The organism is Paracoccus sediminis (genome assembly GCF_900188295.1).
Lineage (GTDB): Bacteria > Pseudomonadota > Alphaproteobacteria > Rhodobacterales > Rhodobacteraceae > Paracoccus > Paracoccus sediminis.
In genome coordinates this window covers 95,844-109,594 of record NZ_FZNM01000008.1, presented here as the reverse complement: position 1 = coordinate 109,594, position 13,751 = coordinate 95,844, and the positions used below count along the sequence as shown (strand labels likewise).

17 protein-coding genes are annotated in these 13,751 nt (G+C 66.8%); all 17 read right to left on the bottom strand.

What is annotated here, in order from left to right; all coding sequences use genetic code 11:
* The 17 genes from CHB77_RS18070 to CHB77_RS12110 all read right to left on the bottom strand — a co-directional run bounded on the left by CHB77_RS18070 (position 1) and on the right by CHB77_RS12110 (position 13,732).
* Positions 1–555, bottom strand: a complete 555-nt coding sequence (locus CHB77_RS18070; protein ID WP_131023357.1) for a hypothetical protein — start codon at positions 553–555, stop codon at positions 1–3.
* A 550-nt stretch (positions 556–1,105) separates the two neighbouring features.
* Positions 1,106–1,294 (bottom strand): hypothetical protein, encoded by a 189-nt coding sequence (locus CHB77_RS12185; protein WP_089388499.1) that lies wholly within the window; start codon positions 1,292–1,294, stop codon positions 1,106–1,108.
* Positions 1,295–1,356: 62 nt separating this feature from the next.
* Positions 1,357–1,818: a PTS sugar transporter subunit IIA gene (locus CHB77_RS12180; RefSeq protein ID WP_089388498.1), complete on the bottom strand. Its 462-nt coding sequence runs from the start codon at positions 1,816–1,818 to the stop codon at positions 1,357–1,359.
* An 86-nt stretch (positions 1,819–1,904) separates the two neighbouring features.
* Complete coding sequence (gene hpf / locus CHB77_RS12175; RefSeq protein WP_089388497.1) at positions 1,905–2,480, bottom strand: ribosome hibernation-promoting factor, HPF/YfiA family; 576 nt, start codon at positions 2,478–2,480, stop codon at positions 1,905–1,907.
* 187 nt (positions 2,481–2,667) lie between these two features.
* Complete coding sequence (gene lptB, locus CHB77_RS12170; protein WP_089388496.1) at positions 2,668–3,417, bottom strand: LPS export ABC transporter ATP-binding protein; 750 nt, start codon at positions 3,415–3,417, stop codon at positions 2,668–2,670.
* Entirely contained in the window at positions 3,417–3,893 is a 477-nt protein-coding gene (gene lptA / locus CHB77_RS12165) for a lipopolysaccharide transport periplasmic protein LptA (protein ID WP_176430339.1), read from the bottom strand. The genes lptB and lptA overlap by 1 nt, the downstream gene beginning before the upstream one ends.
* A gap of 21 nt (positions 3,894–3,914) precedes the next feature.
* Positions 3,915–4,487, bottom strand: coding sequence for a hypothetical protein (locus tag CHB77_RS12160; RefSeq protein ID WP_089388494.1), 573 nt, complete (start codon positions 4,485–4,487; stop codon positions 3,915–3,917).
* Between the two features lie 3 nt (positions 4,488–4,490).
* Positions 4,491–5,435: a KpsF/GutQ family sugar-phosphate isomerase gene (locus tag CHB77_RS12155; RefSeq protein WP_089388493.1), complete on the bottom strand. Its 945-nt coding sequence runs from the start codon at positions 5,433–5,435 to the stop codon at positions 4,491–4,493.
* A 68-nt stretch (positions 5,436–5,503) separates the two neighbouring features.
* Complete coding sequence (locus CHB77_RS12150; protein WP_089388492.1) at positions 5,504–6,118, bottom strand: ribonuclease D; 615 nt, start codon at positions 6,116–6,118, stop codon at positions 5,504–5,506.
* 132 nt (positions 6,119–6,250) lie between these two features.
* The gene (locus tag CHB77_RS12145; protein ID WP_089388536.1) at positions 6,251–6,805 is read right to left on the bottom strand and encodes a hypothetical protein; all 555 of its coding nucleotides are present in this window, start codon (positions 6,803–6,805) and stop codon (positions 6,251–6,253) included.
* A gap of 129 nt (positions 6,806–6,934) precedes the next feature.
* Positions 6,935–7,561 (bottom strand): 2-dehydro-3-deoxy-6-phosphogalactonate aldolase, encoded by a 627-nt coding sequence (locus CHB77_RS12140; protein ID WP_089388491.1) that lies wholly within the window; start codon positions 7,559–7,561, stop codon positions 6,935–6,937.
* Positions 7,558–8,451, bottom strand: coding sequence for a 2-dehydro-3-deoxygalactonokinase (locus CHB77_RS12135; RefSeq protein WP_089388490.1), 894 nt, complete (start codon positions 8,449–8,451; stop codon positions 7,558–7,560). The genes CHB77_RS12140 and CHB77_RS12135 overlap by 4 nt, the downstream gene beginning before the upstream one ends.
* Entirely contained in the window at positions 8,448–9,419 is a 972-nt protein-coding gene (locus CHB77_RS12130; protein WP_089388489.1) for an aldose epimerase family protein, read from the bottom strand. Before CHB77_RS12130 ends, CHB77_RS12135 begins: the two co-directional genes overlap by 4 nt.
* Positions 9,416–10,258, bottom strand: coding sequence for an SMP-30/gluconolactonase/LRE family protein (locus CHB77_RS12125; protein ID WP_089388488.1), 843 nt, complete (start codon positions 10,256–10,258; stop codon positions 9,416–9,418). The genes CHB77_RS12130 and CHB77_RS12125 overlap by 4 nt, the downstream gene beginning before the upstream one ends.
* A complete protein-coding gene (gene yjfF, locus CHB77_RS12120; RefSeq protein ID WP_089388487.1) occupies positions 10,255–11,229 on the bottom strand; it encodes a galactofuranose ABC transporter, permease protein YjfF in 975 nt (324 codons plus the stop codon). The genes CHB77_RS12125 and yjfF overlap by 4 nt, the downstream gene beginning before the upstream one ends.
* On the bottom strand, positions 11,226–12,239 hold the full coding sequence (locus CHB77_RS12115; protein WP_089388486.1) for an ABC transporter permease: 1,014 nt from the start codon (positions 12,237–12,239) through the stop codon (positions 11,226–11,228). The genes yjfF and CHB77_RS12115 overlap by 4 nt, the downstream gene beginning before the upstream one ends.
* A complete protein-coding gene (locus CHB77_RS12110) occupies positions 12,239–13,732 on the bottom strand; it encodes a sugar ABC transporter ATP-binding protein (RefSeq protein ID WP_089388485.1) in 1,494 nt (497 codons plus the stop codon). The genes CHB77_RS12115 and CHB77_RS12110 overlap by 1 nt, the downstream gene beginning before the upstream one ends.
* Between the last annotated feature and the right edge of the window lie 19 nt (positions 13,733–13,751).

Here is a 13,751-nt window from a genome sequence, read left to right as displayed (position 1 = left end):
TCAAACTATCAATCCGTCGTCTTGCAGTTCCTTTGGTGGCTGTATTTGACCATCAGATGCGACGCTGGGATTTGTGTCAGGGTCAACTGCGTCACTTTCATTCGTCGATAGCGACGGTTCAGGCTCATCATTGTTCAGCACCCACCCTGATCGACCTATAGGCCTGAATTCGTCACTTTTTGAAAGTATCGCACTCAGATTACTCACAGGCTCCTTCCCACCGACATCTACTCCATGATCGAGCAACATGGCATAAATGTCCCTTGTGGGAATCGGCTGAGTGCGTCCTTGCAAAAACCCCGCTGTCAATGCAACTGCCTTAACCCGAAGCTCAGAGGGCTGCCTGCCTTGGCTCTCCTTAGGCAATAATGGGCGCTTGTCTCCTGCCTCACGAGTCATTCCTTTTTCTGTGAGAGGCGCAGAAGCTATGCCAGACTCATACAAACTATGTAGCTCCCGAAGCTTGCACAGCTTGAGATATCGCGGATCATGCAACAGTTCATCTTCTAGCGTGGCTATCTCTGCCAACATTGATGAGAGAAATTCTTTAGACATTTCAGCTTCCTCCACTTTCCTGACACCCATCATACATTTTGCCAGAGAAAACTTCTACACCATCTCTGTGGGCGCTTGATTGGCTGTAACGGATGCGCTATAAATGGCACTATCGGTGTAGTGGAATGGAGAATACCATCACCAGAACGCATGGTCCGTTGGACTGAAATCGCCCATCCCAACGCGACCTTAAACGGGAAAAGCCAGACCTATCGGCCTGGCTTCCCATTATAGGCGGAAATCAACGCGGGCCGAAACCCGTGGAAATCCTCTACTTCGCACCTAGAGTATTTCACAAACATCGGCCTGCATCAAGCGAAACCCTCTCATATAAGGAGAAGGGCATGGCCGGTTACATCTGGATCAAGCGCTACAAGCGCCGTCGTTTCGGTTGCATCGAGCATGTCTGCGCCCACTGGCGTAGTTTGCCAAAGTAGGTACGGCAAAAATTAGGAGCAGCGCAGTGCGCTGCTCTTTGTAAAGCAATTAAGCCTAGATTTGCAAGAAAAAGGCCGCCCTCCCCGGACGGCCCTCGCTTCCCCATACTCTCTCAACTCATCTGCCCGCGCTCGATCCGCGCATATTCCATCGCCTTGCGGTTCTCCTCACCCCGCATCTGCGGGCGGCGTTGCAGGGCCTCGACGGAGGGGTGGGTGGCTTCCTCGCGTTCGTGGCGGGTGAATTCCCGCAACCGGATGTTGGTCCTGCCCGCCGGCTTCTCTGTTTTCGACTTGGTCATGCTGGCCTCCTGACATGGGTCGGAGGCCCTTTATAGGCCCGAATCGGCCCGCAGCCAAACCCTTACGCCGCCTTGACGCCCTGCGCCGACAGGACCGCGTGCAGCTTGACCGGGTCGTCGTTGGCGCGCAGCTTGGCGCGCAGGTCGGTGTCGCGCAGGGTGCGGGACACCAGCGCCAGCGCCTTGAGGTGGTCGACGCCGCTGGATTCGGGCGCCAGCAGGCCGAACACCAGATCGACCGGCTGGCGGTCCACCGCGTCGAAATCCAGGGGCTTGTCCAGCCGGACGAACAGGCCCACCACGCGGTCCAGACCGTGCAGCCGCGCGTGCGGCAAGGCCACGCCCTGCCCCACGCCGGTCGGCCCCAGGCTTTCGCGTTCCTGCAAGGCGTCCAGAACCTCGGTCGCATTCAGGCCGTATTCGGCATGGGCCACGTCCGCCAGTTCCTGAAACAACCGCTTTTTCGATGTCACCTGACCCAGGGAACGCACCGCGCCCGGCTTGAGGATCTCGGTCAGTTGCATGGCTCGGGTCTTTCCAATGTTCAAGCGCCCCCGGACAGGATGCCGGGGGCGGTTCGGGTTTCGGTCAGGCTGCCCTGGCGGCGGCCTCAGCCATCGCCGCGCGGATCGATCCAGCCCACATTGCCGTCATCGCGGCGATGGACGACATTGACGCCCCCGTGCTTTTCGTTCCGAAACACAAGCAGCGGCGTCCCGGCAAGTTCCATCTGCATCACCGCGTCGCCCACAGACAGGGTCGGCACGCGGGTTTCCATTTCCGCGATGATGATAGGTTGCAGGCCGCTGTCCTGCGATTCCCATTCATCCTCGTCGGCGGTCAGCACATACAGGCCTGCCTGACCGAATTCAACCGGCTCGGACCGATCCTTGTGGTGATCCTTCAGGCGGCGCTTGTAACGGCGAAGCTGCTTGTCCATCTTTTCGCGGCACGCCTCGAAGGCGGCATAGATCTCGGTGGCGCTTCCACGGGCGGTCACGTTCAGCCCGGTGGACAGATGCACCACGGCATCGCACAGGAACTGGTGGGCATCCTTGGAAAAAGTGACCGTGGCGTCGGTCGGGCGCTGCGAATACTTGCCGACCGTTTCGCCCACCTGGGTCTTTACATGCGTGCTCAGCGCATCGCCGACGTCGATCTGTTTTCCGCTGATGGTATAGCGCATCGTCTTTCCTCTCGGTTGCCCGTCTTCCGGTGCGCCAGCCCGTTCAGACAGCCGGCGCGCGGCGGAAAACGGGGTTGGCGGGATACGGTTCCTGCCGCACCCGCATGAATCAATTTGGTGACAGCCAAAGGGTTCTGTCAACGGGGCGCACGTTTGCGTGAGACGATTTCGCGGGCCGGCATCGGGGTCATGCCATGCGGAAACTATCGCCCAGATAGACCTCGCGCACGCGAGGGTCGGCGACGATCTGATCGGTGGTTCCCGACATCAGCACATGCCCGTCATGCAGGATATAGGCCCGGTCCACGATGCCCAGGGTTTCGCGGACATTGTGGTCGGTGATAAGCACCCCGATGCCGCGCGATTTCAGGTCATGGACCAGCCCGCGGATTTCCCCCACCGCGATCGGATCCACCCCCGCGAAAGGTTCGTCCAGCAGCAGGAAGCTGGGATCCGACGCCAGGCAACGCGCAATCTCGGCCCGGCGCCGTTCACCCCCCGACAAGGCCAGCGCGGGCGCGCCGCGCAGATGGCCGATGGAAAAATCGCCCAGCAATTCCTCCAGCCGGTCGCGCCGGTGGCGGGGATCTTCGTGCACGACCTCCAGCACGGCCATGATGTTCTGTTCGACGCTCAGGCCGCGAAAGATCGACATTTCCTGCGGAAGATAGCCGATGCCCATCCGGGCGCGGCGGAACATCGGCAGGCGGGTGGCGTCCTGTCCGTCGATCAGCACCTGCCCCGCGTCCGGCGGCACCAACCCCGCGATGCAATAGAAACAGGTGGTCTTGCCCGATCCGTTCGGCCCCAACAGGGCCACGACCTCTCCGCGCGCCAGATCGACGGACACGTCGCGGATCACCGGGCGATTGCGATAGGACTTGCGCAAGCCCCGGATCCGCAGCCCGTCGCCCGTGCGCGCCGCAGCCCCCCGCATCAGTTGCCGCCCGGTTGCAGGACCGACCGTACGCGGCCCTGGACCTCGGCGGTGCCGGATTCCAGATTCACCTGCATCGTATCGCCGGTCAGCACGTTCCGCCCCTGGGTCAGCACCACGTCGCCGGTCAGCGTGACATTGCCCGTTTCCACGTCATAGGACGCCGCCTTCGCCTCGGCCGCGTCCTCGCCCGAGACCAGCGTCACGTTGCCGGTGGCGTCCAGCGACCGGATGCGGTTCTGCCCGCCTTCGGCATAGATCACGGTCACGCTGTCGGCCGACAGCCGCATGGCGCCCTGGCCGATCACCACGTTGCCCGTGAACACCGCGCTGCCGTCGGCCTGGTTGACCGACAGCGTATCGGCCGCGACCTCGACGGGGGCGGAAATGTCGGCGCGCATACCCCCGAAGGCCACGTTCTGCGCAACGGCAGGGGCGGCGGCAAGGATCAGGGCTGTCAGCAGGGGGCGCAGCATCGGGCATGTCCTTCTGATGGATCAGGGCCGGTATATCAGACGGACATCGCCCGAGAAATTCAAGATCGAAGCGCCACTGTCGCCGGGAACAAGTTCCATCCGACGTGCCGAGACCGACCCGAAGGGCGCATCGGCCACCACCCCGTCCCTGGCCGCGATGCGCGAACGGTCGGTCGCGGCCTCGACGGCCTGCGCATCCATCGCCCACCCGGACGAGGTGGTCATCCGCACCCCGCCATCCAGCCGGATCGTGCCGTCGGCCAGCCTGGCGCGGGGGGCGGTCAGGTCGGCGCGCAGCCCGTCGGGGCGCTGCCAGTCCAGCCGCAGATCGCGCGCCGTGCCGCCGCCACCCTCGCCGTCCGGTGCAGCCTCGGCCGCCCGCAAGGTCAGGCGGGCACCGTCATCGGTCACACCCGCGTATTCCGGCGCCACAAGGCGCGGGTTGCGGGCCATCGCCTCGGCATCCACGGTGGCATAGGGAATGCGCGATCCCGTCTCGCTTCCGCGCGAAAACAGGAACAGCACCGACAGCATCGCCAGCGCCAGCAGCGGCAGCAGCACGCGCAGCCAGCGGACGATGCGGGTCCGGTTCATCCCCTAGACGATCCCGGCCCGCAGGCAGTCGTGGATGTGCAGGATGCCCTGCGGCATGTCGTCCGCGACCGCAAACAGGCAGGTGATCTTGCTGTCCTGCATCTGCGCCAAGGCGGCCTCGGCCAGGGCATCGGGGGCGATGACGCGGGGGGCGGGGGTCATCACCTCGGCCGCGCGGCGGTCCAGCAAGCCGTCCATGTGGCGGCGCAGGTCGCCGTCGGTGATGATTCCCGCCAGATGCCCCGCGCGGTCCGTGACGCCGGTCACGCCGTAACCCTTCTGGCTGATGACCAGAAGCGCCTCGGTCATGGGGGTATCCTCGCCCACCAGGGGCATGTCGCGATGCATCAGATCGTCCACCTTGGCCAGCCGCGCGCCCAGCTTGCCTCCGGGGTGGAAGGTGCGGAAATGTTCCGGGGTGAACTGCCGATGTTCCATCAGCGCGACCGCAAGCGCATCGCCCAGGGCCAGCGTCATGGTCGTGGATGTCGTGGGCACGATGCCGTTGCCGCAGGCCTCGGGGGCAGCCGGCAGAACAAGCGCCACATCCGCCTGACGCAGCAGCGTCGATCCGGGGCGCGAGGCGACGCCGATCAGCGGAATCCCGAAACGCCGGGTGTGGGCGATCAAATCCGCCAGTTCGGGCGTCTCGCCGCTGTTGGACAGCACCAGGGCGACATCGGCCTGCGTGACCATGCCCAGATCGCCATGGCTCGCCTCGGCCGGGTGAACGAACTGCGCAGGGGTTCCCGTCGACGCCAGCGTGGCCGTGATCTTGCGTCCGACATGGCCCGATTTTCCCATGCCCGACACGACCACCCGGCCGCGCGCCGCCAGGATCAGATCGACCGCGCGGGCAAAGCTGTCGCCCAGATCGTCGGCCAGCAGGGTCAGGCCCCGTGCCTCGGTCAGGATGACGCGCCGCGCCGTATCCAGATAGTCGCTCAAACCGCTGCCTTTGCCTTGGTCAAATATCCTCGGGGGTTCGGGGGCAGACAGCCCCCGGCCTGACCGATCTAGTGCCGGAAGATGTCGTTTTCATCCCCCCAGCCCAGCAGATCGAGATGGGCACGGGCGGGCAGGAAATCGAAACAGGCTTGCGCCAGCCCGATGCGGTTTTCCCGGCGCAGTTTCTCCTCCAGCGCCTCTTTCAGCTTGTGCAGATGCAACACGTCGGATGCTGCGTATTCCAGTTGCGCATCGGTCAGATCCGCCGCCCCCCAGTCGCTGGTCTGCTGCTGCTTGCTGACATCGACGTTGACCAGTTCGCTCAGCAGGTATTTCAGCCCGTGCCGGTCGGTAAAGGTCCGCACCAGCTTGGAGGCGATCTTGGTGCACCAGACCGGCGCCGTGACCACGCCAAAGGCGTTTTCCAACGCCGCCACGTCGAACCGGGCAAAATGGAACAGCTTGAGCACCTTGGGATCGGTCAGCATCCGGCACAGGTTCGGCGCCTCGGTCTGGCCGCATTCGATCTGGACCAGATGCGCGTCGCCGTCGCCCGTGGACAACTGCACCAGGCACAGCCGATCCCGCCGGGGGTCAAGCCCCATCGTTTCGGTATCGATGGCCACCACCGGGCCAAGATCCAGGTCGTCGGGAAGGTCGTTGGGGTACAGGTGTATGCTCATTGCGTCGTTCGTCCCGGCCAGGCTGCACTTCTGCCCTCTGACCAGAAACCGGCACGGCATTCCAGCCCTTATTCGCCCGACCGACGCCATCGCGCCACGATGGCCGGGGTGCGCCCCCGGCCAAATGGGGGGTCAGGCCGATCCCGCGGCCTCGATCGCCTTCATGCAGGCATCCTCGTCCCCGGCGGCAAGCGCATCGCGCGCGGCCTGGATATGGACCTCGCGGGTCGAAGCGTCGGCCGTGCCGCCGGCGGCCTGCTCGGCGGCGGTGGGTTCGCCTTCCTGCTGCGCCTGCGCGTCGGCACCCGACATCGCCACACCCGCCTGCTGTCCCTCCGCGCCTTCCAGCGGCGCAAGCGAGCCGTCCTTGGCGATGCCTTCATCCCCCGCGCCGGCCTCGGCATCGGTGGGGGCCGCGCTGTTCATCCCCGAGGCCGCCGCCGTTTCCGTGGCTGCCGCCGCATCAGCGGCGGCCGCGGCATCGCCGTCCGCCGCCGCGTCGGGCGCATCTTCCAGCGGCGCAAGCGAGCCGTCCTTGGAAATTCCCTCCGACTCTGCGGCCATGCTGCCCGAGGCGTCGCCCCCCGTGGTCAGGCGGGCGATTTCGGCGGCGCAATCGGCTTGGGCGGCCACGGTTGTCAGCGCCAGCAGCGCAGCAGCGACAGCCCCTGTGCAAATGGGTTTCATCTGATCCTCCCGGATTGTGTGATACGCCATCCCCTGCGGCGCATCGGCCCAAACGCATATTCTTTGGGCAATGTTCCCCTCCTCCCCCAAAGGGACCAGCCCCCTGCCCGCCGCCGCCGAAAGGAACCCTTAACGCGGCAACGCCCGCCAGGCCGCCATGAAGTCGCGCGCCCGCATCCCCGTGGTTCCGGCATCCTGGCCGGGCCGGAACAGCGCGGATCCCAGCCCGAACCCGTCCGCCCCGGCCTGCCGGTATGCCGCCATCGCGGCCGGATCGATGCCCCCCACCGGCAGCAGCCGCACATGGCGCGGCAGGACGGCCCGCATCGCCTTGACGGCGGGGGGGGGGATCATCTCGGCCGGGAACAGCTTGAGCGCGGCGGCCCCCGCATCCAGCGCGGCAAAGGCTTCGCTGACGGTGCCCACGCCGGGGCAATAGGCAAGATTCCGGCGCACGGCCTCGGCGGCGACGCGGGGGTCGAAGTTCGGGGCGATGATGATCCGGCCCCCCGCATCCTCTACCGCGCCGACCTGATCGGGGGTCGTCACCGTGCCCGCGCCGACCAGGGCATCGGGGACCGCCGCGGCCATCCGGGCGATGCTGTCCAGCGGATCGGGGGAATTCAGCGGCACCTCGAGGATCGTGAACCCCGCGCCGGTCAGGGCGGCGGCGGTGTTGGCGGCCTCGTCCGGGCGCAGGCCGCGCAGGATCGCGATCAGCGGGTTGGCGGCAAAGGCGGTGTCGAAATCGGTCATGCAAGTCCCCTTAGCCGGGCGATGTCCCACAGCCCCCGCTGCGCCATGCCCGGAGGCGCGATGTCGGCGGCACGGCCCAGCACCGCGAAGGCCGTCTGGTATCGCGCGGCCAGATCGCCGCGCCCGATGATCGTGACCGGCCCGGCCGCGTCCTGCGCGCCATGGGCCACCTCGTCGCCGATCAGCAGACCGGACAGGTAATCGGCGATGTGGCCCAGCGGCAGCCGGTCCATCAACGCCAGCGTCCGGGCCGAGAAGATGCGGCCCAGCAGCGCGCCGTCCTGCCGACCAGCCTCGACCCCCCGGCGAAAGGCGTCGTCCCGGCCGGGTTCCGGTGAGGCTGGCCCCGCCTGGATCAGGCGGCCCAGGATGGTGTGGTCGCGCAGGGCGCCAAAGACTTCGCCCGTCATCACCGTGCGGAACGACACCAGCGTGCCGCCTTCGGTCCGCGCCCATTTGCTGTGCGTGCCGGGCAGGACGAACAGGCCGTCGCCGCCGCCGCCCGCCAGATGACCGATGATCTCGGTTTCCTCACCGCGCATCACGTCGGGGGAAGGTCCGTCGGGGTCGCTGACGGCCCCGGTGACGAAATGGATGCCGTCGTGCAGGGTCAGGCTGTTCGCCAGCGCGCCCGCGTCCAGAGGCAGGGGCAGATAAGGGGTTTCCACCCAGCCGTTGCGGCTGGCAATCATGCCCGATGCGATGATCGGAGCGCCGTCCAGCCAGCCGCCGAGGCGATCCTGCAAGGCTTGGGCGAACCCGCCCGGCAACGCGCCCGCCGCCAGGATGCCGGGACCGTCCGTCACGCTGTCCAGAACCTCGCCCCCCGGCCCCATCCGCCAGGCTCGGAACGAGGTGGTGCCCCAGTCGATGCCGATCAGCGCGGTCATCGGGCAAACCTGTAGGCCGTATGATGCCGATAGATCTGACCGGGGCGCAGGATGGAATCGGGGAAATCCGGCCGGTTCGGCGCGTCGGGCCAGTTCTGCGTTTCCAGGGCCACCCCGGCGAACGGGCCATAGCGGCGGCCGTCCAGACCCCGCAGCCCGTCGAAATGCGCCCCGTCGTAAAGCTGCAAGCCCGGCTGGTCGGTTTCAATCTGCATGCGGATTCCCGTTTGGCCCGTCAATTCCGCCACCAGCCGCCGGGCCGCAGGCCCGCCCGGCAGGCACAGGTTGTGGTCGTATCCGCCCGGCGCAATCGCGCGCCCATGCCGGAAATTGAAGCGCGTGCCCGCAACCGGCGCGGTGCCGGGCAGCGGGATCAGGTCGTCATCGACCGGCAGGTACCGATCCGCCGCGACGCGCAGCCGGTGCCCCCGCACGTCGCCGCTGTCGTCAAGGATGAAATACCCGTGATGCGCCAGATTGCAGGGCGTCGGCGCGTCGGTTTCGGCCTGAATGTCGAACATCAGCGTGCTGTCGCGCAGGGCGATGTCGGCGCGGATGCTCAGCGTGCCGGGAAAGCCCATGGCGCCGTCGGGCAGTTCCAGCGTCAGGGTGGCGCCGTCGGGGCGTGCCCGCCGAACCGTCCACAGGTGCCAGTGGGTGCCGCGCGATCCGCCATGCAGCGTGTGGCGGGTGCGAAAGTTCGGATCGGTGCGATAGTCCCGCCCGTCCAGCGCAAGGCGCGCCCCGCCAATGCGGTTGGCGAAGCGTCCCACGATGGCGCCCACATAAAGACCGTCGCCCAGGTAATCCGCCGGATCGGGGCAGCCGAGGATCAGCGGATGATCCACGCCGTCAAGCCGCAGATCCTGCACCGTCGCGCCCAGCGTCAGCAATTGCGCGGTCAGCCCGCCGCCGGTCAGCGTCAGACGGTCCACGCGCCGCCCGTCGGGCAGGCTCCATCGGCTCACAGGATCACCTTGGGTTCGGGCAGTCCGGTCAGGCCGGTCTCCAGCCGATAGATGCGGCCTTGCGCGTCATCGGGATCCGCCATGCCGTCCCAGGCAGTCGTCACCAGCAGATCGGACAGGGCTGGCCCGCCAAGGGCCGGGCAGGATGACTGTTGCCCGCCGACATCGAACCGGTGCGTCTGCCGCCCCTGGGCGTCAAAGCGGACCACCGCCCCCTCGCCCCAAATGGCGCAGCATAAACCGCCATCCGCGTCGATCACCGCGCCGTCGGGCGACCAGCCCCGCGCGGACAGATCCAGATAGAGCTGACGCTCGCCCACCGGCCAGCCGTCGCCGTCCAGCCCCTGACGCCAGACGATGCCGCGATCCGTGTCGGCAAAATGCACGGTGCCGCCGTCGGGATCAAAGCAGATCGAATTCGGGATGGTGATCGTATCGACCAGCCTGCGGACCTCGCCGCGATGATAACGATAGATCGCGCCCGCCCGCGCCTCGGCCTTCTTGCCCATCGTGCCGAACCAGAACCCGCCGTGCCGGTCGGCGCGGCCGTCGTTCGACCGGGTGGCCGGGTTGTCGGCCTCGACCGCCTTCACATCGGTCAGAATCCCGTCTGCCAGCGACAGGATCGCCAGCCCGGTTTCCGTGGCGATCATCAGCCGGTCCCGGTCGATCCAGCCCGCGGCCGAGGCCATGCGGTCGAAGCGCCATTCCAGCGGCGACCCGTCCGCGTCCTGGGACAAAAGCCGTTTCCCCAGGATGTCGAACCAGAAGAACTGCCGGCGCTCGGGATGCCACAGCGCCCCCTCGCCCAACTGGCAATGCCGGTGATCGTGGATCATGCAGCCCCCCGCGCAAGCCGCATCCGCGACAGTTTCAACAGGCCCTTTTGCAGCAGGATGAAGGCCAGCAACAGGATCCCGACGACGATCTTGGTCCACCAGGACGACAGGCTGCCGTCGAAGACGATATAGGTCTGGATCAGCCCCATGGTCAGCACCCCCACGAAGGTGCCGAACATGTATCCCGCGCCCCCCGTCAACAATGTGCCGCCGATGACCACGGCGGCGATCGCCGTCAACTCGGTGCCCACGGTGGCCAGCGAATAGCCCGATCCGGTATAGATCGAAAAGACGATCCCCGCCAATCCGGCCATGGCGCCGGAAAAGGCATAGACCATGACGGTGGTGCGTCCCTGCCGGACGCCCATCAGCCGCGCCGCGGCCTCTCCTCCGCCCAGGGCATAGACGGATGCGCCGAACCGGGTCTTGTGGGCGACGATCATGCCCAGGACGACGATCAGGACCATCGCGACGCCGATCAGCGTCAGCCGCCCCTTGCCGGGCATCAGCCAGTATGCCCCTTGCAGCGTATCATAGAAGGGATGCTGGATCGGCACGGAATCGATGGACAGGATATAGGCCGCGCCGCGCGCCAGGAACATGCCCGCCAGCGTGACGATGAACGCGGGCATGGCCAGCCGGTCGATCAGAAAGCCCATGCCCGCGCCAAAGGCGGTGGTCAGCAGCAGCAGCAGCGCAAAGACCGCCAGCGGATGCAGCCCCGCATCGCGCAGCAGGACGGCGATGAACACGCCGGAAAAGGCGATCACCGATCCCACCGACAGGTCGATCCCGCCCCCCAGGATCACCAGCGTCATTCCGACCGCGACGATGCCCAGATAGGCGTTGTCGGTCAGAAGGTTGCCGATGACACGGGTGGACAGGATGTTGGGGAACTGCAGCCAGAAGACCAGATAGGCCAGCAGGAAGATCCCGACCGTCACATACAGGGGCAGGGCGCGGGTGTTCATGCCTGCCTCCGCAGGGCGGCTTCGCGGCTTGCGCGGTGGCTGTCGCGCCACAGGCGCCATTCGGCGCTGATGCGCGGCGATTGCAGGACCAGGATCGCCAGCACCAGCCCGGCCTTGATGATGAGGTTGTATTCCGACGGAAAGCCGATCAGGCGGATGCCGATGCTGATCGTGGTGATGACAAGCGCACCCAGGACGGACGCGGCGATCGAGAACCGCCCCCCCAGCAGGGAATTGCCGCCGATCACCACGGCCAGGATCGCATCCAGTTCCAGCCACAGACCGGCGTTGTTGGCGTCCGCGCCGCGGATGTCGGCGGTCACGATCAACCCGGCCAGGGCGGCGCACAGGCCCGACGCGACATAGACGGCGATCAGCAGCACCGTGGCGTTGACGCCCGCCAAAGTGCTGGCGCGGCGGTTGATGCCGATCGCCTCGACCAGCAGGCCCAGTGCGGTGCGCCGCATCAGCAGACCGGTGCCGATGGCGGCGAGGATCCAGATTCCCGTGGGCACCGGCAGGCCCAGCACCGTCCCCGATCCGATCCAGCCAAAGCCCGGATCGGTGAAGGTCAGGATCCGCCCCTCGGTTATCAGCTGGGCGATGCCGCGCCCCATGGTCATCAGGATCAGCGTGGCGACAAAGGGCTGGATGCCGACGATGGCGACCAGGACGCCGTTCCACAGCCCCGCCGCCGCACCCGCTCCAAGCGCCAGCAGCAGCGCGGCAGGCAGGCCCAAGCCCGCCGCGACCGTTGATGCGGCGACCGCGCCGCAGATCGCCATGATCGTGCCGACCGACAGGTCGATCCCGCGCGTGGCGATCACCAGCGTCATGCCCACGGCCAGCAGCGCCACCGGCGCCGACCGCTTCAGCACGTCGATCACCGGTCCGACCAGCCGCCCGTCGTTCATCTGCACGTCCAGGAACGCCGGGTAAAGGGCCGTGACCACCGCGACCAGGGACGTCAGGGCGATCAGTTGCGGGGCAAGGCGTTTCAGCAGGTCCATCACGCGGCCTTTCCGGTGGCGGCGATGGCCCGCATGATGCGGTCGGGGGCAATATCGGTGCCGGTCAGTTCGGCGACATGGCGGCGGTCGCGCAGCACGATCACCCGGTCGGACACGGCGATCAACTCGTCGATTTCCGAACTGATGACCAGCAGCGACATGCCCTGGTCCACCAGTCCGTGGATCAGCCGCACGATTTCCGCATGGGCGCCCACGTCGATGCCGCGCGTCGGTTCGTCCAAAATCAGAAAGCGCGGGTTCATCGCCAGCCAGCGGGCCAGAACGACCTTTTGCTGGTTGCCGCCCGACAGATCGCCGACGCGCTTTTCCCGGCCTGCGGTGCGGATGTCCAGCCGCCGGATATAGTCGTCGGCCAGCCGGTTCTGCTGTGCGCGCGGAATCGGCCGTGCCCAGCCTGCCCGCGCTTGCAGGCCGAGGGCGATGTTTTCGCGCACCGACAGGTCGGCCACGATGCCGTCGGTCTTGCGTTCTTCCGGCACGAAGCCGAAGCCTGCGGCGACGGCCGCGCGCGGGTTGCGCAGATCCAGCGGGCCGGCTTGGTCGCGCGCGCCGCCGGAATGGGCGCCCAGCAACCCGAACAGCAGTTCCGCAGTTTCGGTGCGGCCCGATCCCAGCAGGCCCGCCAGTCCCACGACCTCGCCCTGCCCCACGGCCAGATCGAACGGCTCGATCGTGCCGCGCCGGCCAAGGCCGCGGATGTCCAGCATCGGCGGACGGGCGACCCGGTCCGGCGACGGATGGCCCGTCGCGGCCTCAAGCTCGCGGCCCAGCATGTGTTCGATCAGGCGGACGCGGTCCAGGCTGGCGGTATCTTCGGTCACGATCCTGCGGCCGTTTCGCAGCACCGTCACCCGGTCGGTCAGGTCGAACACCTGATCCAGGAAATGCGACACAAAGACGATCCCCAGCCCCCGGTCGCGCAACCCCCGGATCACGTCGAAGACCATCCGCACCTCGGCCGCGTCCAGGCTGGCGGTGGGTTCGTCCAGGATCAGCACCTTGCCCGACAGGGCGACCGCGCGGGCGATGGCGACGATCTGCTGGATAGCCACGGAACAGGTGCCAAGATCGCGGTCCACATCCAGCGACAGCCCGTATTCGGCCAAGGTGGCCCGTGCCTGCATCCGCATCGCCCGGCCCTGGATCAGGCCCCAGCGGCGCGGTTCGCGCCCGAACATCAGATTCTGCGCGATGGTCAGGTTCGGCAGCAGGTTCACCTCTTGATAGACGGTGCCGATGCCCAGTTCCTGCGCCATGGCGGTCGATTGCGGGTCGATGGGGGCGCCGTCCAGCATCACCGTGCCGCCGTCGCGCCGATAAGCGCCGGTCAGGCATTTGATAAGCGTCGACTTGCCCGCGCCGTTTTCGCCCAGCAGGGCATGGACCTCGCCCGCGCGCAGGTCGAAATCGACCGCATCCAGCGCACGCGTGCCGGGAAACGTCTTGGTCAGCGACCGGATCGACAGAAGCATCGCACCCCCCCCTTTGGCC

Bases quoted from the DNA above. Each gene is read 5' to 3' on its own strand.
- CHB77_RS18070 (WP_131023357.1), bottom strand. From the start codon at position 555: ATGTCTAAAGAATTTCTCTCATCAATGTTGGCAGAGATAGCCACGCTA.
- CHB77_RS12185 (WP_089388499.1), bottom strand. From the start codon at position 1,294: ATGACCAAGTCGAAAACAGAGAAGCCGGCGGGCAGGACCAACATCCGG.
- CHB77_RS12180 (WP_089388498.1), bottom strand. From the start codon at position 1,818: ATGCAACTGACCGAGATCCTCAAGCCGGGCGCGGTGCGTTCCCTGGGT.
- hpf (WP_089388497.1), bottom strand. From the start codon at position 2,480: ATGCGCTATACCATCAGCGGAAAACAGATCGACGTCGGCGATGCGCTG.
- lptB (WP_089388496.1), bottom strand. From the start codon at position 3,417: ATGCGGGGGGCTGCGGCGCGCACGGGCGACGGGCTGCGGATCCGGGGC.
- lptA (WP_176430339.1), bottom strand. From the start codon at position 3,893: ATGCTGCGCCCCCTGCTGACAGCCCTGATCCTTGCCGCCGCCCCTGCC.
- CHB77_RS12160 (WP_089388494.1), bottom strand. From the start codon at position 4,487: ATGAACCGGACCCGCATCGTCCGCTGGCTGCGCGTGCTGCTGCCGCTG.
- CHB77_RS12150 (WP_089388492.1), bottom strand. From the start codon at position 6,118: ATGAGCATACACCTGTACCCCAACGACCTTCCCGACGACCTGGATCTT.
- CHB77_RS12145 (WP_089388536.1), bottom strand. From the start codon at position 6,805: ATGAAACCCATTTGCACAGGGGCTGTCGCTGCTGCGCTGCTGGCGCTG.
- CHB77_RS12140 (WP_089388491.1), bottom strand. From the start codon at position 7,561: ATGACCGATTTCGACACCGCCTTTGCCGCCAACCCGCTGATCGCGATC.
- CHB77_RS12135 (WP_089388490.1), bottom strand. From the start codon at position 8,451: ATGACCGCGCTGATCGGCATCGACTGGGGCACCACCTCGTTCCGAGCC.
- CHB77_RS12125 (WP_089388488.1), bottom strand. From the start codon at position 10,258: ATGATCCACGATCACCGGCATTGCCAGTTGGGCGAGGGGGCGCTGTGG.
- yjfF (WP_089388487.1), bottom strand. From the start codon at position 11,229: ATGAACACCCGCGCCCTGCCCCTGTATGTGACGGTCGGGATCTTCCTG.
- CHB77_RS12115 (WP_089388486.1), bottom strand. From the start codon at position 12,239: ATGGACCTGCTGAAACGCCTTGCCCCGCAACTGATCGCCCTGACGTCC.
- CHB77_RS12110 (WP_089388485.1), bottom strand. From the start codon at position 13,732: ATGCTTCTGTCGATCCGGTCGCTGACCAAGACGTTTCCCGGCACGCGT.